Source organism: Novosphingobium kunmingense, from assembly GCF_002813245.1.
Taxonomy (GTDB): domain Bacteria; phylum Pseudomonadota; class Alphaproteobacteria; order Sphingomonadales; family Sphingomonadaceae; genus Novosphingobium; species Novosphingobium kunmingense.
Genome location: NZ_PHUF01000007.1, coordinates 96,631 through 120,310 on the forward strand (window position 1 = coordinate 96,631; position 23,680 = coordinate 120,310).

Sequence of the window (23,680 nt, forward strand, 5' to 3'; positions counted from 1 at the left end):
CGCCGGGGTGGCGCCGGAATAGATCCTTCATCATTTCACGGACAATGAGATGGCTGAGGACTGCTCAGGGGCGTGCCTGTGGATGCTGTCGCAAAGCGGCATGTTGACTAGTGCGAGTTACGCGAGACCCGATGGCATGGCCCTCGCCAGGATACCTGTCAGACGTGACGAGTGCCCTCACCCTCCGACGCCTCTCGCTTGGACAATCCCTTGCGCACCTCGGCAAGGATCGACGACGGGAAGGCCAGTCCTCGGTCCTTGCCCGACCCATCGGATCGCCTGCGCGGTCGCGAGCGCGCCGGTGATCGGCAAAAGAAATGGGCGCGACGCACAATGGCGCCGCGCCCGAGGTGGGTGGGATCCGGATCGGACGCTTACATCGTTGCCAGCTTGGCGAGCTCTTCCTGCACCACGTGCGGCTGAAGCGGGAGATAGACGCCGTCCGACGCGGCAGCTTCCTGACCCTCGCGGCTGAGGATCGCGCGGAGGAACTCCTTGGTCTTCGGCTCCAGCTTCGTGCCGGGCTTGTGGTTCACATAGACATAGACGTAGCGGCTAAGCGGGTAGGTGTGGTCATAGACCGACTGGGTCGTCGGCAGGACGCACTTGCCGCCGGGCTTTTCGCTCAGCGCGAGCACCTTGGTGTTGGGCTGCAGGTTGGCGAGCAGAGCGTAGGTCAGCCCGCCGGGCTTCTTCGCCATGTCATCGGCGGCCACGTTGAACGCGTGACTGAAGCCGATGCCCTTCACGAACTGGATGTCGTTCTTGTACGCGCCCATCTCCATGACCTTGATCTTGAAGTACCATTCGATGCCGTTGGGCGAACGCAGGCCGTACTTGTGGATCGGGCGGTTGGCCCATTCGCCGGTCGCGCCGACCTGACCCCAGGTAGTGATGTCCGGGCCGCCGCGGTTGCGGGTCGTCGAGTACATCGAGTCGAGCTGCTGCAGGCTGAGGCAGCTCACCGGGTTGGCCTTGTCGACCATGATGATCGACGCCGCCGTCTTGCCCAGCGAACCGACGCTGCCGGTCGCCACGCGGAACGGCGTGGCATCATAGCCGAACTTGTTGCGGAATGCCTCGGCCTCGGCCGGCAGCAATTCGCGGCCGACCGGCGCGGCGTGGGCGATGCCATTGGTCAGGGCCGGACCGCCGGAACCGGACGCGCGGGCTTCCATGGTGACGCTGAGGCGCGGGTAGGCCTTGCGCATGAGCTTGACCCAGCCCAGCGTCATCTCGTCCATGACATCGGCGCCCACGACGTTGAACTCTTCCTCGGGTTCGGTAACGAGTGCGCCCGGCACCCACATCGGGATACGCTTGTCGGCATGGATGTTGTGCTCGCGCTTTGCGTATTTGAGCGCCGACGCCGGCACGCTCGCAAGCCCCCCGATGACGCCGACGATGGCGGCACTGGCGAGGATCGTCCGGACTTTTCTGGTCTTCCGTTTGTGGGTCATGCTTCCTCTCCGTGTGTTTGCAAAGGCAATCTTTGTTGCGCCGCCACACCGGCGGTACGGGCAGACAGTAGATCGACAGCGGGGCGAGGCGCTATGCGCCGAATGCTCGGGGGCATAGGTCATATGACTCAAAACCCCCTTGCGGACAGATGACGAATTGTTGCGGGGGCCGCTTCAGTGCCAGACGGCGCCCATGGACCGCACCAAGCTGCATCAAGCCATGGGGACGTCGATCAGGGCGGCAGTCTTTGCGCTTTCCGCGCTGGCGGCGGAAACGGGCGCGCAACCCGCCGTGAATGAGGCCGTGACGGGCAGTGCTCCAACCATCATGAGCGGACTGGCTCCAGCATGGGCCGACGCCTTCGCCCGGCAGGGTGGAGATGTCCGGATCGCCGCCCCGTTCGGACCACCGCAGGGAGCACTGGACCTCAACTTCGGCGCGTTCCTCGACGGCCGGCTTGCCTTCGCCTTCCTGACCCGCGAGATCGCCGAGGCCGACCTCGCGCGCTATCGGGCCGGACACGACGGCCGCGAACCCTGCATCGTTCCCGTAGCGGGCGGCAACTGGAAGCGCTTTGGCTATGCCGACGCCGTGGCATTCATCGTAAACCGACAGAATCCCCTGCGTCGGCTGTCCTTTCGGCAGATCGATTCGATCTACGCATCGCCCCCGCTGCATGGCGGCCCCAATGCGCGAACCTGGGGCGAACTCGGGCTTGGCGGCAGCTGGCGACATCGCCCGATCCGCATCAAAGGCGGCGATGCATGGTCAAAGGAGGAATCCGCAAGGGCCCTCACCGTCCGGCGCCAGGTCCTGTCGCGCGAAGGTCGCACCGGGCTCTGGACCTTGGCGCCCGGTACAGGGGACGATCAGGATGTGGTGGCCCGCGTGGCGGCCGATCCCGAGGCGATCGGCTTCACCGGACTGGGCCACGTCGAAGGGGCCGTAAGGGTCGTCGCGATCAACCGCGACGGGGAGCCCGCGATCCTGCCGACGGCCGATACTGCGCGCAGCGGTCGCTATCCGCTGCTGCGTACCATCGACATGCTGGTCGATCCCCATGCAACGGCATCCGCGTTTCCGTTTGCGCATTTCCTTCTGTCGAGAAGGGGGCAGTCCGTCATCGCGCAACAGGGCGATTTCATGAAGTTGCCGCCCGGAACGCTCCAGAAAGCGCTGCGCCGCCTTGATTGCCTGAAGCAACGCCGGCGCAGCGGTTCGAGCACTCCGGAAAGGTTGCAGGAATGATCTGGACATATTCGCATCCGAAGGCGCAGGAACAGCCATGGCCCGTCTCCGTCTGATCGAAGACAATCCGTCGCTGGCGCGCGGTGTGGCGGCGCTCCTGAGCAACGCCGGGTAAAGTGTCGATATCGCTGAAGATGGTGAAAGCAGGTTGATGATGGCCGAGCTTGAACCGTTCGCGCTGATCATTCTAGATCTGGTCCTGCCCGACATCTCCGGCTTTGAGGTCTTGCGCCGCCTGCGGCGAAGAGGTGCCCGGACCCCAGTTCTCGTGCTGACCGCGCGCGACGCTCTCGAGGACCGGGTTGTCGGCCTCGACGAAGGCGCCGACGACTATCTGCTCAAGCCATTCGAACACATCGAGCTTGAGGCGCGTATCCGCGCGCTGTTGCGCCGCGCTTCCGGTGAGGCCTCGCCGGTTATCGAAATCGGTTCGATGCGGATGGATCCGGCGCACGGAACTGTGACCGTCAACGGCCGGCCGATCGATTTGCGACGGCGGGAGCGGGCCGTTCTAGTACGAACTCAAGATCGTTTCGCCAGAAGCCGAACAAAGCCGATTGGAGGGCATATGACCGCCGCCAAAACCACCCAACTCGACAAGTTCAAGCAAGCCGCCGGCGAGCACGAAGCGGACGCGGACGAGGTGCGCTGGGATGAGCGGTTGAAGAAGATCGCGAAGGCCAAGCCAGCGCCGGAGAAGCCGGAGTAAGGAAATGTCACGTCGCAGACTGGAAATGATCCGCTGGGCGACGACCGCCGGTGCCCTTGCTTGCGTGTTGGTTGGGCTGCTGAGACCCGGCTACAGGGAAGGTGGTTGGGGCGTGCTCCTATTTTTCGCGTTCACCATTCTTGGTTTACCAGCCGCGATGCTCTCATTGCACCTGCACCCGCCGAAATGGCTAGGCGGCAAACCGCGCGCCAACTAGCGTGTTTGCAATCTATACAATCGCCAAAGAGAAAGGCGCGCACCTTGCAGCGCACGCCCGCGCAGTGTCACGCCAAAGGAGCGCGGTTCTCCCGGCGGCCAGCCCGGCCCGAACCAGCCCGAGCATCGAATGGATCTGCGTCACGTGCTGCACGTATTGGGGTGTCACGCCTGCTTCATCGAACAGGCGCAGCAGAATGTGGTAGAAATATCCCGCGCCCTGCCGCGAATACATGATCAGCGGCTGGCCGTCGAAGTCGCGCGGCTCCAGCGCCGACTACGGCATCGACACCCGCTCGATACTCGTGGAACTGGGCCGCAGAAAGATGGTCGGCGGCCAGGAGGACATGATTGTCGACGTCGCACTGGACATGCAGCCAATCCGTTCCCCAAGTTCCGTTGCTCACCACGAGCCGAGTGACCGCGGATGAAGAGTTGAGCCTGACGAATGGGCCCGGCGGCTTGGCTTGGATTTTCAGGGGGCATCCGGTGCCGGTGTCCCCTGCCCCGCTTTTCCTATAGTTACCTTCGGGCAACTACGCGTCTCATCAACGCCTTTGCCGGGGCAATCCCAGTAAAAGGTCGGAACGGAATTTTGCCGGACGTGCTCGGTGCCCTTTGCCTTGTTAAGCTGTCATTTCGCGACGGCGCGTCGCGGCAATGATGGACAAGGCGGTCTCTCCGTCGACGACTTCAGCGTATTTGGCCTGCATGTCGAACAGGTTGGCCCTGTGCGGTTCTTCGTGCCGGTCGCCGCACGCGTCGGACACGACGAATGGCAGGAAGCCGTTCTGACAGGCATCGACTGTGGTCGCTCGCACGCAGCCGGAGGTCGAGAAGCCGCCGATGAGAAGTCCGTCGATGCCCATGGCGTTCAAGTTGGCCGCGAGTTGCGTGCCGAAGAACGCCGATGCGTATTGCTTCGTAATGACCAACTCCCCTTCTTTCGGAAGCAGGCTGGGAGGAAAGGCGCCCAGTGGCGAACCGCGGTCAAACACCCTGAGCACGGGAATCTTGCGGTAGAACACGCCGCCATCCAAGCCACCGGGTTCGTACTCGACATTGGTGAAAATCACCGGCACCCCTGCCTCGCGCGCGGCGGCAACGAGCCGCTTGCAGCTGGACAGCGCGCCCTCGACACCGGCGTATAGCGGAGAAGCGGGATCGAGATAGGCCATCGCAACGTCGATGATCAGCAGAGCGGGGCGCTTGGGAGCCGGCAGGTGCGCGTTGAACACCCGGTAATTTTCGGTAAGGTCGGACCGATCCCCGGCCATCAGATGGTCCCGCTGGCCGCAAGCCGCTCCAGCTCGGCCGCATCAAGGCCAAGCAGTTCGCCATACACTTCGGCGTTGTGTTGGCCCGGGATCGCCGGAGCCGGGCGCCGCACCGAACCGGGCGTGACCGACAGCTTGGGAAAAGCTCCCTGCATCTTGAGCGGACCGAACCGCTGAGTCTCTACCTCGATGATCGCCTCGCGCGCCTTGAAGTGCGGATCGGCCAACATCTCGGGCGCACGATAGACGCGCCCCCCGGGGATAGAATGCTCGGTCATCAAGGCATCGACATCGTCGACCGTCAGTGTTGCGGTCCAAGCGCTGATCAGCGCGTCCAATTCCGATTGATTTGCCCCGCGCGCCAGATGCGTTGCATAGCGCGGATCGTCGGCCAGTTCTGGTCGGCCCATGGCGCTCGACAGACGCTTCCACAGCGAGTCCTTGTTAGCCCCGATCATGTATTCGCCGTCCTTGCAGATGTAGACGTTGGACGGCGCAATCCCCGGCAGGATCGAACCAGACCGCTCGCGAATGAAGTCGTTATGGTCGTATTCGGGGACGAGCCCTTCCATGACCTGTAGCACGCTTTCGTAGAGCGCAGCGTCGATTACCTGGCCCTGGCCGGTGCGGTCGCGGTGGTGTAGCGCAGCCAGCACGCCCGTGCAGCCGAAGGTCGCGGTCAAGGTATCTCCGATCGACACGCCCATGCGGCTGGGCGCACGGTCCGGTTCGCCCACGATGTAGCGCCAGCCGCCCATCGCCTCACCGATTCCGCCAAAGCCGGGCCGCTGTGAATAAGGCCCCGTCTGGCCATAGCCGCTCATCCGCGCAATGATCAGGCCAGGTTGCTCTTCCAGTAGCCGGGCGGGATCAAGGCCCCACTTCTCCATCGTGCCGGGCTTGAAGTTCTCGATCAATACGTCAGCATGTCGGATCAGTTGGCGCACCAGCGCCTGGCCTTCGGGTACGCGCATGTTGGCCGAAACCGAGCGCTTGTTGCGCGCGACGACCTCCCACTGCACCTTGACCTCGCCTTGACCCCATTCGCGCATTGGATCGCCCGCACCCGGCGGCTCGACCTTGATGACGTCGGCGCCCATGTCGCCCAGCAACTGACCGCAGAACGGACCGGCCAGCAGCTGACCCAGTTCGATCACGCGGATGTCGGCCAGGGGTCCCCTGTTCTCCACGCCGCCTACTCCGCTGCTTGGGCCCAAGCCCAGACCGGCTGGATCGGGGCAGGCAGACCGGTCTCGGACGTGCTGCGGACGCGCAGGTCATCGATCGATGGCCCATAGTCGAACAGCTTGAGCTCGCCCCGGCCGGCGCGCATCTCGGCGCGTAGCGTCTCGGTTGCGTCCGCGTCGATCACACCGCGTTCGTCCGCCACGACGCCATAGGCGCGCGCGCCCGCTGGTGTGACGAGGCCATGGGTGATTTCCTTGCCGACGAGCGCCGGATCGCGAGCCAGAGGGTCGCCCCAGCCGCCGCCGCCCCAGGTGATGAAGTGCAACTGATCGCCGATCTCCACCGCGACATCCTCGACCTTGTTGCCGACGATGTGCTGCGTTCCATCGGGCTTTTCCAGCACCTTTCGGGCGCGCTGGCCGGGCAGGCCGCCGTTGACCCCCCACGGCGGCACAAACCAGCGATCGTCGTGGATCGAGATCGTGCCGGGAGCGAGAAAGCGGTATGTCATGTGTATGCCGTTGCCGCCGCGGTGCAGCCCCGCGCCGCCGCTGTCGGGCTCGGTCTCGTAGCGCTCGATCAGCATCGGGAAATAACGTTCGAGGAACTCGTTCGGCACATTGGTGAAGCCTGGCCACAGCGAATGGCCGTCGGGACCGTCACCCAGCGGCCGCCCGGGAATGCCGCCGAAGCCGATCTGGAACAGCTGGAACCATTCCCCGTTCTTGCCCGGCCGCGTGTCGTTGCCCGAATAGAACAGGTGCGGTGAGGAACTGAAGCCTGCTGCGTTGAGAAACTCGGGCGTCTTCTGGCCCAGCAGGCCGCCGAGGATGTCGAAAATCCGACCCAGCGCATGAGTGCGGCCCGAAAGCGCCGCGGGAAATTTCGGCTTGAGCAGCGACCCTTCGGGGATCCGCACATCGATCAGGTCGTAGAACCCGTCATTGAACAGGATTTGCGGGTCGAAGACCATGATCATGTAGATGCCGAAGAACATCTTGAACATGTTCTCATTGAGATAGAAGTTGATCGAGGCAGCGCTCTGCGGATCGGTCCCGGCGAAATCGAGCACGACTTTCTCGCCTTCGCGCCACATCGTGCAGCGGATCTTGTAAGGGCCGTAACCGACCCCATCGTCGCAGATGTAATCTTCGAAACTGACGGGTTCCTCGGCTATGGCCAGGCCAATCAGCGCAGCCATGGCGCGGTGGTTGCGGGCCAGCAGCTCCTGCGTTGCCGAAACGTAGACGTCGTCGCCGAAACGCTCGGCCATCTCGATCACCCGTCGCGCCGCGACCCGGCACGAAGCGATCAGCGCGTTGAGGTCGGCCTGGCACCAGTCGGGCTTGCGCGTCTGGTGCATGACCAGCTTGATCAGGTCCGCGTTGTATTCGCCCTTCTTCCAGATCTTGACCGGCGGGATCCTCACCCCTTCCTCGAAGATCGAACGCGCGTTGATCGGCATCGATCCGACGACCTTGCCGCCAATGTCGCTCTGGTGGCCGAACATGGCGGTAAAGGCCAAAAGTCGCCCGTCCTTGAACACCGGGAGCAGCACCAGCCAGTCGTTCGAATGGCTGATCGCGCCTTCGCAGGAATAGGGATCCGACAGAAAAATCATGTCGCCGTCTTCCAGCGTCCCGTCGAAGCTTTGCAGAAAGCCGCCAATAAAGCTGCCGAACTGGCCGACGATCATTTTGCCCGTGTGATCGGCGATCAGCGGAAAGGCATCGCCCTGTTCCCGAATGCCAGGCGACATGGCGGTGCGCACGAGAGTGGCGTCCATTTCGATCCGTGCGTTGCGTAGCGCGTTCTCGATGATGTCGAGGGTGACCGGATCAATCGCGATCTTCGCGAAGGGAGCGGGTCTGGTTTCGACGATGGTAGCAGGCATGTCTCTCGTCTCCGCTTCAGGCCAGGTTGATGAGGATGTTGCCGACGGCGTCGACCGTGGCGACGCAGCCGCTTTCGATCAGCGTGGTAGAATCCATTTCGACGACGATCGCGGGGCCGCGGATGACATCACCCTGGCGCAGCTTGGTACGGTCGTAGATCGTCGCCGCCTGTTCGCGCCCGTCCATCCACAACGTATGGTCGCGCATCTTGGCTGCGATGGGGTTGCCATCGCCTCTGGGCAGTTCGGCGGCCGGCAAGTCGAGCGAGCGACCCAGCGCCACCGCGCGGAGGTTCACGATTTCGTGGGGGGTATCCATGTTGAAGGTGAAGAGCCGGTGGTGCTCCTCGTCGAAGCGCTTCAGGATGCCCTCCACACCGTCGGCGCGCAGCTGGTCTGCGGTGATCGTCAGGGGCACTTCGAAGGCTTGTCCGGAGTAGCGCACGTCCACTTCGAATTCGCTGGATATATCGCCGTCCGGCACGCCGTCGGACAACAGTTCGGCGCGCGTCTGGGCAGCCATCTCATCGAGAATGACGAGCAGTTCCCCGGCTTCGGTTGTCGAGGCAAGTCGCGAGAAACTGCGCGCGGTTTCGGTCCGCATCCGCGTAGTCGCATCGCCCAGCGCACAGAGTACGCCGGGGCTGACCGGGGAGATCGCCGGCCAGGATCCCATCAGCCGCGCGACCGCGTTGACGTGCAGCGGCCCCGCCCCGCCGAACCCCATCAACGCGAAGTGCCGCGGATCGTAGCCCTGCTGGACCGAGATCATGCGCAGCGCGCCGAACATGTTTTCGTTGACGATGTCGATGATCCCGCGCGCCGCCGCCATCAGGTCGATTCCAAGCGCATCGGCGATCGTCTGCACGGCCTTCCTCGCACCCTTGCGATCGAGCCGGAAGCTGCCGCCAAGGAGGTTCTCGGGCAGATAGCCAAGCACCACGTTGGCGTCGGTCACCGTCGGCGCCTCGCCGCCCTTGCCGTAGGCCACGGGGCCGGGCACCGCGCCCGCGGACTGTGGTCCGACTCGCAGCGCCTTGGTCAGGTCCGGCACATAGGCGATCGAGCCGCCACCCGCGCCGACCGTCTTGACGTCCAGTGCCGACGCGCGAACCGACAGGTGGCCGACTTCGGTGGTGCGCTGGCGCCGCGGCTCGAGGTTCTCGATCAGGGCCACATCGGTGCTGGTGCCACCCACGTCGAGGGTCAGGATGTTGCGGATGCCCGCGTTGCGGCCGACCCAAAGCGCGCCGGTGACCCCACCAGCCGGGCCCGACATCAGGATGTTGACCGGGTGCTCTTCGGCCTTGAGCGCACTCATCAGCCCGCCGTCGGAGCGAAGCAGCGACAGTTTGCCCGCCATGCCGGCGTCGGCTAGCTTGGCGCGCAAGTTCGACACGTACTTTCCCACCACCGGGCGTACGGCGGCGTTGGCCACGGTGGTCAGGGTCCGTTCGTATTCCTGCATTTCGGGCAGGACCTCGTGGCTAAGCGACACCGGAATGCCAGGCAGCACATCGGCGGCAATCTGGCCCACGCGCGCCTCGTGCGTGCCGCTCGCATAGGCATTTATGAGACTGACGGTCACCGCCTCGACGCCCTGGGCCTTGAGAACGCCGAGTTGGGTGCGCACGTCGTTTTCGTCTAGCGGGCGCACTTCCTCGCCTTTGGCATTCATCCGGCCCTTGATCGTGACGGTATCTTCCAGCGCAGCGAGCGGCGTCGGCTTCGGCCAGATGATCCAGGCCGCCAGACCGCCAGGCACGAAGCTGCGTGCGATCTGCATGATGTGGCGGTAGCCTTCGGTCGTGACCAGGCCCACTCGCGCGCCCTTGCCCTCCAGAACGGCATTCGTGGCAACGGTCGTGCCATGCAGGAACGTGTCGATCGCGTTTGGCGCAATGCCCGCCTCGGCGCAGATCGCCGTGACTCCGTTCAGGATCCCTTCGGAACTGTCGTGCGGCGTCGAAGGCGTCTTATGCCGCCAAAACGCGCTGCTGTCGGTGTCGAACAGCAGGAGGTCGGTGAAGGTCCCGCCAACGTCGACGCCAAGGCGATATCGCATGTCTAAAGTCTCCTAAGCGCTGGCGGGAAAGGCGGGGGTGTGGGCAACCATGGCCGGAAGGCGCCGATCCATCACGCCGGCCAGCCAGTGGTTGGTCTCAACTAGTCGCGAAAGATCAAGGCCGGTTGCGATCCCCGCCCGCTCGAGCATGTAGGTGACGTCCTCGGTCGCGACATTTCCGGCGGCTCCCGGAGCGAAGGGACAGCCGCCGAGCCCGCCGATCGCGGCATCAACGATGGTCGCACCGGCTCCCAGCGCCGCCCAGACGTTGGCTAGACCAGTTCCGCGGGTGTTGTGGAAATGAACCCGCACCGGCAGCGGCGCGACGGCATCGCGCACCTGCGCGACCAGCCGCGCGACATGGGCGGGATTGGCCACGCCGATGGTGTCGGCAAGGCCGATCTCGACCGGCCCTGCCGCGGCGATCGCGCTGGCCATGGCCACCACGCGAGCCTCATCCACCTCGCCCTCGAAGGGGCAGCCGAAGCTCGCGGCGATGGTAACCTGGCCGGTGCGGCCCGCTTTGCGCGCGGCTGTGATGATCGCCTTTGCTGCTTCGACCGATCCGTCGCTGGTCTGGCCCTGGTTCGCCATGGCGAAGGTGTCGGTCGCGACCGCCACGGCGCCCAGTTGGTCGATCCGTCCGGTCGCCAGCGCGCGGTCGGCGCCGCGCTGGTTCATGACGAGACCGATATAGGTCACTTCGTTCCGTTCGGGCAGGCCGGCGCAGACCGCTTCGGCATCGGCCATCTGCGGCACCGCGCGCGGATTGACGAAGCTGGTCACCTCGATACGCCGCGATCCCGCCGCAATGGCGCGGCCGATCAGTTCGAGCTTGTCAGCGGTCGCGATCTCGCGCTTCTCGTTCTGCAATCCGTCGCGCGGCGAGACCTCGACCATTTCCACTTTGGATGTATACAAATCAGTCATGAACCACTTCCCGCGTCGATGGCGGCCAGACCCTGATGGGCGTCGGCGTAAGCGTGAAAGGCACGGCGAATGTGCGAAGTCATCACGGACTGCGCCCAATCCCCGTCGTGGCGGGCAAACGCGGCCAGCAACTCTTCATGCTCCCCGTGCGACCGGCGCAAGGCTTCCCGACCGTACTGCTGAGCGGTGCGCCACACCACCGGCTGCTCGATCAGCGCCCCGAGCATAGCCGCCAGCCGGGGCGACTTTGCGGCTTCGAGGATGACCGCGTGAAACTCGCGGTTGCCATCCAGAAAACCGGTAACGTCGGGCGGGTTGGTCTGAATGGCCGCGAGGATCTCGATATTGCAGCGCCGGAGTCGCTGTAGCGTCTCATCGTCGATCCGCTCGGCAGCGCGGCGTGCGGCGTGACCTTCAAGCATGGCGCGAAGCTCGAACCCATCGGCAATATCGTCCAGCGACCAGTCCGCAACGAAGCTGCGCTGCGCCTCGTTCCGCTTTACCAGCAGCTCGCTTTCCAGGCGGCGCAGGGCATCGCGCACAGGCGTGCGGGACACGCCGCAACGTTCGGCCAGCGCCTCTTCCCCGATCTGCGATCCGGCGGGCAGTTCGCCCGACAGGATCATGCTGCGGATTCCGGAGTAGGCACGATCACTCGCGCGTGACATGGGCGCTCCCAAACTGCTTGACCTGAACCATTTGTATACAATAAGGTGGGCACCTAGCAAGCCGCGAAGGTTGTGAGGGCATATTTTTTTCGCGGCCCTGCACTCAACAGGGAGTCACCAGAATGCGCGCCACGTACTGGATGGTATCAGCCTCGATCGCCGGCCTTGTCATAGCGACTCCCGCCCTGGCGCAGGACGGAACGAGCGGCGCCGCGACCCCCACCGATGGCGATGAAGGGGCAATCATCGTCACGGCGCGCCGCCAGAACGAGCGTTTGCAGGACGTTCCCGCTTCGGTGGCGGTGTTGACCTCGGCGGCGCTCGAACGGACCGGGGCAACGCGCGCAGAAGATTTCGTCCAGCTTACCCCCGGGGTAACCATCGTGACCGGCACGGCGGAAGCCGGCGACACGCAGATCAACATCCGTGGCATGAACGGGGCGCGCGATGCAGAAAGCTCGGTCGCGCTGGTGGTCGACGGTATTCTCAAGACCAATACCGCGCAGTTGAACCAGGATCAGGGCACTTTGCGCCAGGTCGAAATCTTGAAAGGACCGCAAGGCGCGATCTATGGCCGCAACGCCGCGGCCGGCGCAATTGTTGTCCAGACGCTCAAACCCACGGATATGCTGTCGGGCGGGGTCAAGGCGTCCTATGGCGAACACGACACCTGGGGCGGGTCGGCCTATCTTGCCGGGCCGCTGATGCCCGGATCGGGCTTCGTCCTGTCGGGCAGCTATGATCGCAGCGACGGTTTCTACAAGAACGCGTTCCTCGATGACGCCAGCGTGGTCGACGACTACCGGCGCTGGTCGGTCGATGGCCGGGTCATTCTTGGCATGAACAGCGACACAATGCTCGACCTCAAGGCACGCTATGGCGAACACCACGGCGCCTCGCTGCCGTTCAACGCGGCCTTCGCGCTGCCGCTGTTCGCGGGCGTCAACCCAGCCTTCTACGAGGACGTCAACCGCCATCCGTTCAACTTCTACAGCAACGTCCGCCCTACCAACGACCAGACGAGCTTCGACGTATCGGCCAAGCTTGAGCATGACTTCGGGGGGATGAAGCTGACCGCCTGGGCGCTCTTTTCCGATATCAAGCAGGACCTTGTGGCTGACGGCACCTCGGCCGATTTCGCGCGCTACATCAGCGCGGCGAATCCGGCGGCGCAATCGTCGGTCGACGCCTGCTTCGCCTCCACCGCTGCGCTCACCGGATATCCGGTCAACCAGCCGGGCTTCATCGGCGCGATCCCCGTGCCCTTCATCTTTGCGCCAGCGAGCGGCTCGACCTTCGGACCCTACAGCCCTACGACCTGCGACGGCATCCAGTACCAACTCCGCAACCAGAAGGACATCAGCGGCGAAGTGCGCCTGGCGTCCAGCGGCAACGGCCCGTTCAACTGGCAGCTTGGTGCGTACTACCTTCACATCGACCGCACGGTCGGCGTCAGCCTGGGCGCGGACGAGGGTCAGGGCGTGATCAAGCAGCTCTACAATGCTCCCGATACCGTCAACCCGACCTCGCTGCTGCTGGCCGACGATTTCAACACCAACGTCTATGCCGCCTTCGGTTCGGTCGACTGGAAGCCGGTCGAACAGTTCAGCGTCGGGCTCGCCCTGCGCTACGACAGCGAGCATCGCACATCGAGTTCGCTCGTGCCGACGGCAAGCGATCCGTTTACCGGCGGACCGATCAATCCGGGCCAGGCCTTCGGGCCGCTGGTCCCGCAGTCGGGCACCTATGACCAACTCCAACCCAAGGTATCGTTGAGCTGGCGTCCGTCCAACACCTTCAACCTCTATGCCGCCTGGGGCATCGGGTTCAAATCGGGCGGGTTCAACAACCAGGGCTCGGCCGCGCTGATCAATCAGAACTTCAACGACGGGGTCACCCTGGGCACTATCAATGCGGGCGTGTCCGTCCAGGATCAGTACCGCAAGGAGAAATCGAGCGCGTTCGAGGTGGGCATGAAGGGCAGCGTGTTTGAAGACCGACTGACTTTCGATCTCGCCGGGTACTACACCCGCGTTACCGACATGCAGTTCTTCGAATTCTTCGTCGGTGGTTTCGGTCTGCTGCGCGTGGTCTCCAACATCGACCAGGTCGATATCAAGGGCGCCGAGCTCAACCTTGGCCTCAAGGTGATCGACGGCTGGCGGTTCTTCGCCTCGGGCAACCTGACCGACAGCGAGATCAAGAAAAATGCCTCGCGCCCCTACACCATCGGCAACAAGTCGCCTTATACCGCCGACTACACCATCAACCTGGGAACCGAGATCACCGCACCGCTCAGCGAAGCGACGAAGCTTCTGGTGCGGGCCGATTACCGCGTCACCGGACCGACGTGGTTCAGCACGGTGCAGTGCCAGACAAGGCCCTCGCTCTTTTCGGGCCTCCTGCCGATCTCGGCACTGGCGCTGCCCGGCTTCGTGGGCGATGCCAACTACTGCCAGTCGCGGCGCGAAGCCTTCGGCGTACTCAATCTGCGCGCCGGGATTCAGACCGACCGGTTCTCGATCGCGGCATTCGCCAACAACATGATGGATCGCAAGTATCTGGCCGAAGTGATCCCGGCGATCGAGTTCGGCGGATCGTTCATTTCTCCTGGCGCTCGCCGACTGTTCGGTGTCGAGGCTTCGGCGAAGTTCTAAGCGCCTAGCGCTCGCGGTCATCGCAGGAATCCATGCCGCGTTCGACTGGAGCGCGTCGGCATCGTGCAGGCGCGGCAAACTGTTCGCCTGGAGTCGCAGCACCGACGCGGCGTTTCGACTAAATACGTGTGCAAAGGATTGCATTCCTGAGCAACGCTGTGCAATCGGGTCGAGAAGATTGGGCGAGGTAAGACGGTGGCACAGCTGATCGGAGCGATCGAGGCAGGCGGGACCAAGTTCGTCCTGGCACTTGCGCGCACGGACGGAGCGGTCCTGGCCGAGGCGCGGATCGCGACGCGCACTCCTGCCGAATGCTTTCCCGATATCGTCGCATTCTTCGAACAGGCGAGCGCGTACCATGGAGCGATCGACGCGTTCGGCGTGGCGAGCTTCGGACCGATCGACATCGACCCGGCCTCCAAGCACTACGGCACGTTCACCACCACGCCGAAGCCCGGCTGGTCGGGCGCCCGGTATCACGATGTCCTCGGCCGGTTCGGCGCGCCGATCGTGGTCGATACCGACGTCAACGGCGCGGCGCTAGGCGAATGGCAACAGGGCGCAGGACAGGATTGCCGCACCCTTGCCTATACCACTATCGGAACGGGGATCGGCTCGGGCGTGCTGCACGACGGCCGTTCGCTCGCGGGCTTTTCGCATTTCGAGAGCGGCCACATTCCGGTTCCGCACGATCTTGCACGCGATCCCTTCCAGGGCTCGTGCCCGTTTCATGGCGACTGTCTGGAAGGGCTGGCATCGGGCCCGGCCATCGAGCGACGTTGGGGGCAAAGTCTGTCGGAGCTTGCCGACGGCGCAGACAGGGTCGATCTGATCGCAGGCTATCTCGCGCAGCTCGCGACGAGCCTCGTGCTGCTCCACATGCCCGATCGACTGATTTTCGGTGGTGGCGTCATCAAGACGCCGGGCCTGATCCCGGCCCTGCGCAAGGCAACCGAATCCAGGCTTGCCGGCTATGTTCAATCACCCAGGCTGGATCCAGGCCTTGAACAGTACATCGTTCCGCCCGGACTGGGGGACGGATCGGGCCTGATCGGTGCCATTGCCCTGGGGCGAAGTGCGCTGACGTAGTTTACCGGGCTTCTGACGTCCCGCGGCCGTTTTCGAAGTGGGCGGCCGATCGGCACATCTCTTCCAGTCCGAACGCCGCGCGCCATCCCAGCTCGTTTTCGGCCTTTGCCACGCTGGCATAGCAGGATGCGACGTCGCCAGGGCGCCTGCCCACGATCCTATAAGGCACCTGGACACCGTTCACGCGCTCGAACGTGCTGATCAATCCAAGCACGGAGAAACCCCGGCCTGTCCCCAGGTTCCAGGTCGACACGCCACCAGCCCTCTGATCGATGGTTTCGAGTGCCGCGAGGTGGCCGGCAGCTAGGTCCATAACGTGGATGTAGTCGCGCACGCCAGTTCCATCGGCCGTGTCGTAGTCGCCGCCGAAAACCGATAGCTCGCCAAGCCGGCCGGCCGCGACCCGCGTGATGTAGGGCAGCAGGTTGTTGGGCGTGCCGCTGGGATCCTCCCCGATCAGGCCGCTGTCATGCGCGCCTGCCGGATTGAAATAGCGCAGGAGCGCGACGCGCCAGGTCGGATCGGCCGCCGCGATATCCGACAGCATGTCCTCGATCATCAGCTTCGTCCGACCATAGGGATTGCTTGCCGCCCGAGGATGCTGTTCATCGAGCGGGAGGTATTGCGGCTGTCCATAAACCGTTGCGCTCGACGAAAAGACTAGCCTCTTCACCGAACACGCCTCCATCGCTTCAACCAGGGTCAGGGTGCCCCCGAAATTGTTGTCGTAATAGACCCGCGGATGGGCCGCCGATTCACCAACGGCCTTGAGCCCGGCGAAATGGATCACGGCATCCGGGAGGTGCTCTGTCAGCGCGGAATGCAGGTCGGCCCGGTTTCGTATGTCGCCAATGACAAGCGGGACTGGCCGACCGGTGATGGCCTCAAGCCGCGTGGCGACTTCGGCCCGGCTGTTGGACAGATTGTCGAAGCACACGACCTCATGCCCGGCAGCGACCAGCGCGACCGCCGTATGGCTGCCGATGAACCCGGTTCCTCCAGTCAACAGGATGCGCATCTTGGCCTTGATCCTCCCGTTCGGCCAGCGAGCCCGCCTTCTCGCCTGAACGTCGCGGGAAGCCACACTGGTCGAGGTAAGGCGTAACTCATGAAATCGCGCATTGCAATCGATTGTAAATCGATATAGCCTTGGCACTGGAGAGGCAAAACATGACCGGAAACAGAAAGCCGCACCTGACGCTTCGGCAAATTTTCAGCATGAATCTCGGTTTCCTGGGCCTGCAGTTCAGCTTCGGCCTGCAGCAAGGCAACATGGGGCCGATCTACTCGTTCCTCGGCGCCGAGGAGAGCCAGTTGCCGTTGCTGCAACTGGCCGGGCCGATAACGGGACTGGTCATCCAGCCCATCGTCGGCGCGTTGAGCGATCGAACGCTGTCGCGCTTCGGACGGCGAACGCCCTATTTCCTTGTGGGCGCGATTATGTGCGCTGTCGGCTTGCTGTTCATGCCACTTTCCGCGTCGATCACCGCCGCCGTTGCCTGGCTCTGGATCCTCGACGCCGGCAACAACACGACGATGGAACCCTATCGCGCCTATGTCGCCGACCGCCTCAATCCCGAGCAGAGACAGACTGGCTTCCTGACGCAGAGCGCGTTCACGGGACTGGCCCAGATGCTCGCCTTCCTGACCCCGTCGGTACTGGTGCTGATGGGGATGGACCGCGACTGGGTCGACGAGAACAACATACCATACACCGTGCGCACGGTATTCTGGGTCGGCGCGGCCTTGTCGCTCGCCACCATCGTTTGGTCCGTGCTGCGGGTCCCCGAGCTGCCGCTCAGCGCGAAGGAGCGCGAGTGGATCCAGGGTCAGCCAAAGGGCGCTGGCGCGACGTTTCGCGAAATCGGATCGGCGATCCGGGAAATGCCGGCGCCAATGCGCAAGCTGGGAATCATGATGATGTTCCAGTGGTTCGCGATGTCCGGCTACTGGGGCTACGTCATCTACGCTATCGGTCGAAGCGTCTATGCGACGTCGGACCCGACCAGCGCGGGCTTTCGTCAAGCCGTCCTGACAAATGGCGAAATGGCAGCGTTCTACAACGGCATCGCCTTTGTTGCGGCCTTTGCGATGGTGCCGATTGCCAAACGGATCGGCGCCGGGCCGCTCCATGCAATTGCCTTGGTGGCGGGGGGTATCAGCATGCTGATACTTCCGTCCATCACCGACAAGGCGACGCTGTTCGTTGCCGTGATCGGCATTGGAATCGCATGGGGCAGCATCATGGGCAATCCCTACGTTATCCTTTCCAACGCCATCCCGCCCGAACGGGTGGGGGTCTACATGGGCATCTTCAACATGATGATCGTGATCCCCATGCTGGTGTTTGCCTTCATCATGAGTTCCATCAACTTCGGCTTCGTCCACGTCGGCCTTGGCTCCTACAACGAAGTGCTCGGCGGCGATCCGCGGAACGTGTTGCGTGTTTCGGGAGTGTGCATGTTCCTTGCTGCCGGAGCTGTTCTCTGGGTTCGCGAGGGCTGGAAGACGAGCGACGCCTTGCGGCAGGAGCCGGTAAGCGCATGATCTGCGCAATCGCGCGGGCGGGAAGCGCTCTGGGACCGCCGCACGACTGTCCAATCGTCGCGTAACGCCTGATTTCCCGTGCCTTGGCGCCTGGGTATAGACGGTTTCGAGGCATCGACTGTGAAAATTGCAAACGATTGTTGTCAGGTCCCTCGGGTTGTGGCATGGACGGTCAAGACAAGGCTGACGACCTGTTGGGAGATGTCGATGGCGTCTTGTGAGCTCCTCTCGCTTTCTTGCAGGCGGCAGACGAATCTGGGTGTTTGGGCGCCTGAGGCGTTTGTTTGCCTGCGCCGGGCCACTGTCTTCCGGATGCGGGCTTTCGGCACAGCAATGACGATGAAATTGGCCTGATCATGCCGCGCGTCGTGTCCCTGCACAGCGAAGAGGCAAGCCTCGTTCTCGAGTTGCGCGAGCATGGTGCCCCGTTCATTCGGCACCTGGGCGCCCGGGTCGATCCGCATGCTCTCACAACGCTCGATATGGCGCGAACGGCGGCGAGCTTTTCGCTCGACGAGGATCATCCACTGTGCACGGCTCCAGTCGCCGGGCTTGGATGGTTTGGACCAGCCGCCTTTATGGTGCGCCGCGACGGCAGGGCGCTGATTGTCGAATTCGGCCGGGCCGACGTGACAGTGGACGACTGCGCGATAAGGATCCGGCTGGCCGACGATGAGTCGGGCGTGATGCTCGAGCAGAGCTTCGTCCGCGATCCCGGCGGGGCCTTTCTGATCGACGCCCGGCTGACGAACACCGGCTCCCAACCTCTCGCGGTGGACTGGCTGGCGAGCGCGCTCCTCCCTCTGGCTGACAATTCTGCCGCGCTCGTTTCATGGCGCGGGCGCCATAACGCCGAACTTGTCGAATGCATCGAGGCCTTGCCGGACCATGCATGGCGGCGCGAAGGCCGGCGGGGCATTTCCGGACACGGCGGCCCGCCCGGGGTGGTCGTCCTGAGCGAGGGTGCCTCACGCCATCGTGGCTTGGCGCTCTCGCTGCAACTGGCCTGGTCGGGCGACAGCCGCCTCGCAGTGGAACGCGATGACGAGGGGTACTGGTTGCTGAGCGCGGGCGCCGTGCTGCAGGCCGGCGAAGTGGTGCTCGAAGAGGGCCAGTCACATGGGGCGCCGCAGGCCGTTCTCGCCGTGTCAACGCAGGGCCGCAACGGCGCGGCGGCGCAGCATCACGCCGCTGTCCGCGCCAGTCTTGGCTGGCACGGCGGAACAATGCGCCCGCGGCCGGTCCATCTGAACAGCTGGGAAGCTTGCTATTTCGACCATGACGAAGCGCGGATCGCCGAGTTGGCCGAGGCGGCCGCTGCGATCGGGATCGAACGGTTCGTGCTGGACGACGGTTGGTTCAAGGGCCGGAGCGATGACACCCGCGCGCTGGGCGATTGGACCTGCGACCCGATCAAATACCCTCACGGCCTCCGTCCGCTCGCCGACAAGATCCGCGCAATGGGCATGGAGTTCGGACTGTGGGTCGAACCGGAAATGGTCAACCCCGACAGCGATCTGTGCCGCGCCCATCCGGACTGGCCCCTCCACGCACCCGGCCGGAGCCGGCCCACGGCGCGCAACCAGCTCGTCCTCAACATGGCGCTTCCGGAGGTGCGCGACCACCTGTTCGCAGCGATCGACGCGCTGCTGCTCGAGGTGCCGATTTCATATCTCAAATGGGATCACAACCGTGACCTCGCACCGGCCGGCGGGGCGGCACAAGTCGCCGGAACCTATGAGCTTCTCTCGCGGCTGCGAGCGGCGCATCCGGCCGTCGAGATCGAGGGCTGCGCAGGCGGCGGCGGGCGCAGCGACGCTGGAATGGCCAGGTTCGTCCATCGGTTCTGGACCAGCGACAACATCGATGCTGCCAGCCGGGTGCCGATGCAACGCAGCTTCCTGGCTTTCCTGCCCCCCGAGGTGATGGGTTCGCACATCGGGGCAAGCCCGGCCCATGCCACGGGACGCACACAATCGCTGGGCTTTCGCGCTGGCGTCGCGATCGCCGGCCACCTCGGCGTCGAACTCGATCCGCGTACGCTGGAAGAGGACGAGAGGGCCGAACTGGCAGACTGGATCGCGTTCTACAAACAATGGCGTCACGTGCTGCACGGCGGACAGACCTGGCTGGGTGAAGCGGCCGATGGCCTTGTCTGGCAGGCCGCAGGCAGCACGGCCGAATTCTTGTTGATCGCCGCCCGCGTTGCCCCGCCGATGAATCGCCGTCCCCAGCCCCTCCGCCTTCCATTCCTGGCCGAAAATGACGCGGTAACGTTGCAGTTACTGCGCATGGGCGGCGGCGCAGGCGGGCACGCCATGGCCCATGCGCCGCTCTTCGATGCCATGCGGACCATCCCCCAGGCGTTCACCGGATCCTGGCTGGCGCACGCAGGACTGCCCCTGCCGCCGCTGAAAGCTGAAACCGTCGCCGTGTTTCACGGAGTTGCGCGATGAGCCAGTCCGATCTGCCGCACCGGCGCCGCAACCTGTTGACGGGACAATGGCTGCTCGTTTCACCGCACCGCGCCAAGCGGCCGTGGCAAGGCGAAGCTGCACCGCCGCCCGCACCGCCGGCGCCTGCGCACGATCCGGACTGCCACCTGTGTGCGGGGAACATCCGGGCTAACGGAACGCAGAATCCCGATTACGCGGGCACTTTCGTCTTTGCGAACGATTTCGCTGCACTGCTTGGCGAAGGCGGTTCGGGCGACGACGATCCACTCTTCGAGAGTGCGCCGGCCTGCGGAGAAGCGCGTGTTATCTGCTTCAGTCCCGATCACGGGGCGACCCTCGCTCGTCTTTCGGCACCGGAATTGGGCGCGGTGATCGATTGCTGGTGCGACCAGTCGGCAGAGCTTGGAGCCCGCTGGGCGCATGTCCAGCTGTTCGAAAACAAGGGCGCGATGATGGGTGCGTCCAGCCCTCATCCGCATGGGCAGGTCTGGGCAAGCGACTTCGTGCCCCAGGTGGTCAGCCGCGAGGATGGCGCCCAGCGCGCGTTCTACGACCGGACCGCGACTGTCCTGCTGGATGCCGTGGCCAGGGCAGAACTGGAAGCAGGCACGCGCGTTGTCGAAGAAAGCGCCAGCTGGCTTGCAGTGGTGCCGCACTGGGCAGCTTGGCCGTTCGAGGTCCTTCTGATTGCCCGTGAACCCGTTGTGCGGCTCGAGGATCTGTCGGCCGCCATGCGCAGTGATCTCAGCCTGATCCTGTCGCGTCTGCTACGCCGGTATGACGGGCTGTTCGGCTGCGATTTCCCTTATTCCATGGGCTGGCACGGCGCGCCGCATGCGCTGGACGGCGACACAGCGCATTGGCGGCTCCATGCCCATTTCCTGCCGCCGCTGCTTCGCTCGGCCAGCGTACGCAAGCACATGGTCGGGTTCGAGTTGCTCGGCGAAACGCAGCGCGACCTGACCCCGGAAGCGGCCGCGCAGCGGCTGCGCGAGGTGACGATCGACTGATGTCCTTGATCGAACGCACCCGCACCGGTTTTTCCAAAGCCTACGGCCATTCGCCGAGCGGCGTGGCTTTTGCGCCCGGCCGGGTCAACCTGATCGGCGAACATGTCGACTACAACGACGGCCTGGTCCTGCCCATGCCGATCGCTGCAGGGACGGCGGTTGCGTGGAGCTTGACGGACGACGCAGACGTCGAGGCTCTTGCCCTGGACTACGGCCTGGCACGCGACCGGTTCGATCCCAAGACCGCCGAAAAGCCCGCGCTGCCCGGTTGGCAATCCTACGTTCGCGGCATGGCCCAGTTGTCAGGCCACGCCGGGGTCAAGCTGGCGATCGCAGGATCGATCCCACGCGGATCGGGCTTGTCATCTTCCGCATCGCTGTGCGTCGCGGTGGGGCAGGCGCTAGCCGCCGCGCGAGGTCCGTCCGCCTGTGATCCCTTGCAAATCGCGCGCGCGGCGCAACACGTCGAGCATCGCTGGGCTGGCGTCAACTGCGGCATCATGGACCAGATGGCTATCGCAGCGGGTCAGCCCGGCGCTGCCCTTCTTCTGGACTGCCGATCGCTGGAAACCCGCCGGATCGACCTGCCCGAGGACTGGGACGTGATGATCGTCCAATCCGGAGTGGTACGCGGCCTAGTCGAAGGTCACTACAACGCGCGCCGACGCGATTGCGAAGCCGCAGCCGCTGCTCTGGGCGTTGCATCGTTGCGCGATGCCGATGCGGCCATGGTCGGAGCCGCCGATCTGGACCCTGTGGTTCGCCGCCGCGCCATCCACGTGGTTGAAGAAATCGCCCGCGTGCGAACCGCAGTCGACGCGATCGAGGCACGCGACCTGACCGGTCTTGGCGCCACGCTGCGCGCCAGCCACGCATCGCTCAGGGATCTTTTCGCGGTAAGCGTGCCGGCGGTCGATACACTGGTCGATCAGCTCAACAAGGCGATCGGACAGGACGGCGGCGCACGGATGACGGGCGGCGGATTTGGCGGGGCGGTCGTCGCCATCCTTCCTTCCGACGCCGCGGTCCGAGTGCGCGCTCAGCTCGAACGAGACTATCGCTCGCCAGATGGTGCCGCGATCCAGATCATGATTGAAAGGGCAGGAACCCTGCCTGCGGGAACGATGCGATGAACAAGCCAGACCTCCGCCGCACGGGCGCGGCACCCTCCGCCACCAGCCGCTGGCAACCGGCTGCGCTTTCGGGCGCAAGCATCGCCTTGATCGGCGCCGATCACGTCACGCCGATCTTGCCCGGCCTGGACCTATGGGACAGCTGGCCCCTTGCGCATGAAGATGGGCGGACGGTTGAGGTTGAGGGACGCCAATATTGGTTCTTCCTCAGCGCGGCGTGTTTTGACGATCCCGGCGACCGTCACAACGCCGCGAAAATACGACTGGCATCGCTCGGCGCGGATGGCTGGCAGGACCATGGCAATTGCCTGCCCGATGCCCTCAGCCCCGGATCGCGCGAATGGGCCGGCAGCGCCGTGCTGCATGACGATGGCAATTCGGCAACCCTGTTCTTCACCGCCGCCGGACGTCGCGGCGAAGCGCACAGTTTCGAACAGCGGCTTTTTGCCGCACGCGGAGTCATGAGCGCAACGGGCCCGTCGAATTGGTCAAGCTGCGAAGAATTGCTGCGTCCGGACGGCCACCGTTACTTTGTCGCCAACGAAGGCGCAGGAACGCCCGGCATGATCAAGGCTTTCCGCGATCCGGCCTGGCTGCGCGATCCGGCGACCGGCCAGGCGCATCTGCTTTTCACCGGCAGCGCAGGATGGGATGACGCCGCGTTCAACGGGGTGATCGGCCTTGCCACCCTGTCGGCGGGGGGGAACTGGAAGCTGGAAGACCCCCTGGTCGAAGCGGTCGGCGTCAACAACGAGCTGGAACGTCCCCACGTGCTCGTGCGCGATGGCCGATATTACCTGTTCTGGTCGACCCAGCGCCGCACCTTCGATCCCGCCAGCGTCAATGGCCCCAACGGGCTGTACGCGATGGTCGCAGACCGACTTGCCGGCCCCTATCGGCCGGTCAACGGCAACGGGCTGGTCGCCGGAAACCCCGAGAGCGAACCGACCCAGGGGTACAGTTGGTGGGTCACAGGCGAGGGCAACGTTTGGAGCTTCATCGACCATTGGGGAATGCGCGGCCGGAGCTTTTCCGAGCACCCCGACTTGCTGCGCAGCCACTTCGGCGGGACGCCTGCGCCGATATTTCGGCTGGCGTTTGCCGGCGACCTTGTGACCATCGCCTGACTGGA

General features: G+C 64.4%; 18 protein-coding genes and 1 pseudogene. 10 read left to right on the top strand and 9 right to left on the bottom strand.

What is annotated here, in order from left to right; genetic code table 11:
- Positions 1 to 374 precede the first annotated feature (374 nt).
- On the bottom strand, positions 375 to 1,460 hold the full coding sequence (locus tag B0I00_RS16105; protein WP_100868433.1) for a PstS family phosphate ABC transporter substrate-binding protein: 1,086 nt from the start codon (positions 1,458 to 1,460) through the stop codon (positions 375 to 377).
- 193 nt (positions 1,461 to 1,653) lie between these two features.
- On the opposite strand from B0I00_RS16105, the gene B0I00_RS16110 reads away from it, so the two are divergent.
- Together B0I00_RS16110 and B0I00_RS16115 are read left to right on the top strand one after the other, a co-directional pair.
- Positions 1,654 to 2,709 (top strand): PstS family phosphate ABC transporter substrate-binding protein, encoded by a 1,056-nt coding sequence (locus B0I00_RS16110; protein WP_100868434.1) that lies wholly within the window; start codon positions 1,654 to 1,656, stop codon positions 2,707 to 2,709.
- 124 nt (positions 2,710 to 2,833) lie between these two features.
- Positions 2,834 to 3,418: a response regulator transcription factor gene (locus tag B0I00_RS16115; RefSeq protein WP_269800249.1), complete on the top strand. Its 585-nt coding sequence runs from the start codon at positions 2,834 to 2,836 to the stop codon at positions 3,416 to 3,418.
- Between the two features lie 229 nt (positions 3,419 to 3,647).
- Here the strand turns inward: B0I00_RS16115 and B0I00_RS16120 are convergent, their stop codons facing one another.
- Positions 3,648 to 3,869: a type 2 periplasmic-binding domain-containing protein gene (locus B0I00_RS16120; protein WP_232730318.1), complete on the bottom strand. Its 222-nt coding sequence runs from the start codon at positions 3,867 to 3,869 to the stop codon at positions 3,648 to 3,650.
- Between the two features lie 31 nt (positions 3,870 to 3,900).
- Here B0I00_RS16120 and B0I00_RS16125 point away from each other — a divergent pair.
- A pseudogene (locus B0I00_RS16125) lies at positions 3,901 to 4,065 on the top strand (4-hydroxy-2-oxovalerate aldolase); the annotation flags it as partial.
- A 195-nt stretch (positions 4,066 to 4,260) separates the two neighbouring features.
- On the opposite strand, the gene B0I00_RS16130 reads toward B0I00_RS16125, so the two are convergent.
- The 6 genes from B0I00_RS16130 to B0I00_RS16155 are packed head-to-tail and all read right to left on the bottom strand — an operon-like array spanning position 4,261 to position 11,656.
- Entirely contained in the window at positions 4,261 to 4,911 is a 651-nt protein-coding gene (locus tag B0I00_RS16130) for an isochorismatase family protein (protein ID WP_100868436.1), read from the bottom strand.
- The gene (locus B0I00_RS16135; protein WP_232730319.1) at positions 4,911 to 6,101 is read right to left on the bottom strand and encodes a CaiB/BaiF CoA transferase family protein; all 1,191 of its coding nucleotides are present in this window, start codon (positions 6,099 to 6,101) and stop codon (positions 4,911 to 4,913) included. Before B0I00_RS16135 ends, B0I00_RS16130 begins: the two co-directional genes overlap by 1 nt.
- A 5-nt stretch (positions 6,102 to 6,106) precedes the next feature.
- Positions 6,107 to 7,993 (bottom strand): hydantoinase B/oxoprolinase family protein, encoded by a 1,887-nt coding sequence (locus tag B0I00_RS16140; protein ID WP_100868437.1) that lies wholly within the window; start codon positions 7,991 to 7,993, stop codon positions 6,107 to 6,109.
- Between the two features lie 16 nt (positions 7,994 to 8,009).
- Complete coding sequence (locus B0I00_RS16145; RefSeq protein ID WP_100868438.1) at positions 8,010 to 10,058, bottom strand: hydantoinase/oxoprolinase family protein; 2,049 nt, start codon at positions 10,056 to 10,058, stop codon at positions 8,010 to 8,012.
- 12 nt (positions 10,059 to 10,070) lie between these two features.
- The gene (locus B0I00_RS16150) at positions 10,071 to 10,988 is read right to left on the bottom strand and encodes a hydroxymethylglutaryl-CoA lyase (RefSeq protein WP_100868439.1); all 918 of its coding nucleotides are present in this window, start codon (positions 10,986 to 10,988) and stop codon (positions 10,071 to 10,073) included.
- On the bottom strand, positions 10,985 to 11,656 hold the full coding sequence (locus B0I00_RS16155) for a GntR family transcriptional regulator (protein WP_100868440.1): 672 nt from the start codon (positions 11,654 to 11,656) through the stop codon (positions 10,985 to 10,987). The genes B0I00_RS16150 and B0I00_RS16155 overlap by 4 nt, the downstream gene beginning before the upstream one ends.
- A 122-nt stretch (positions 11,657 to 11,778) precedes the next feature.
- Between B0I00_RS16155 and B0I00_RS16160 the strand changes: the two genes are divergently transcribed.
- Together B0I00_RS16160 and B0I00_RS16165 are read left to right on the top strand one after the other, a co-directional pair.
- Positions 11,779 to 14,313, top strand: a complete 2,535-nt coding sequence (locus tag B0I00_RS16160; protein WP_100868441.1) for a TonB-dependent receptor — start codon at positions 11,779 to 11,781, stop codon at positions 14,311 to 14,313.
- Between the two features lie 195 nt (positions 14,314 to 14,508).
- A complete protein-coding gene (locus B0I00_RS16165; protein WP_100868442.1) occupies positions 14,509 to 15,402 on the top strand; it encodes an ROK family protein in 894 nt (297 codons plus the stop codon).
- Position 15,403: 1 nt separating this feature from the next.
- Here B0I00_RS16165 and galE read toward each other — a convergent pair whose 3' ends face one another.
- The gene (galE, locus tag B0I00_RS16170) at positions 15,404 to 16,420 is read right to left on the bottom strand and encodes a UDP-glucose 4-epimerase GalE (protein WP_100868443.1); all 1,017 of its coding nucleotides are present in this window, start codon (positions 16,418 to 16,420) and stop codon (positions 15,404 to 15,406) included.
- A gap of 152 nt (positions 16,421 to 16,572) precedes the next feature.
- Between galE and B0I00_RS16175 the strand changes: the two genes are divergently transcribed.
- The 5 genes from B0I00_RS16175 to B0I00_RS16200 all read left to right on the top strand — a co-directional run bounded on the left by B0I00_RS16175 (position 16,573) and on the right by B0I00_RS16200 (position 23,675).
- Positions 16,573 to 17,949 carry an MFS transporter gene (locus B0I00_RS16175; protein ID WP_408635259.1) on the top strand — a complete coding sequence of 459 codons (1,377 nt, stop codon included), beginning with the start codon at positions 16,573 to 16,575 and terminating at the stop codon, positions 17,947 to 17,949.
- A gap of 356 nt (positions 17,950 to 18,305) precedes the next feature.
- Positions 18,306 to 20,405, top strand: a complete 2,100-nt coding sequence (locus tag B0I00_RS16185) for an alpha-galactosidase (RefSeq protein WP_100868445.1) — start codon at positions 18,306 to 18,308, stop codon at positions 20,403 to 20,405.
- Entirely contained in the window at positions 20,402 to 21,415 is a 1,014-nt protein-coding gene (locus tag B0I00_RS16190) for a UDP-glucose--hexose-1-phosphate uridylyltransferase (RefSeq protein WP_100868446.1), read from the top strand. The genes B0I00_RS16185 and B0I00_RS16190 overlap by 4 nt, the downstream gene beginning before the upstream one ends.
- Complete coding sequence (gene galK, locus B0I00_RS16195; RefSeq protein WP_100868447.1) at positions 21,415 to 22,548, top strand: galactokinase; 1,134 nt, start codon at positions 21,415 to 21,417, stop codon at positions 22,546 to 22,548. Before B0I00_RS16190 ends, galK begins: the two co-directional genes overlap by 1 nt.
- Complete coding sequence (locus B0I00_RS16200) at positions 22,545 to 23,675, top strand: glycoside hydrolase family 68 protein (protein WP_100868448.1); 1,131 nt, start codon at positions 22,545 to 22,547, stop codon at positions 23,673 to 23,675. The genes galK and B0I00_RS16200 overlap by 4 nt, the downstream gene beginning before the upstream one ends.
- The last annotated feature ends 5 nt before the right edge of the window (positions 23,676 to 23,680 follow it).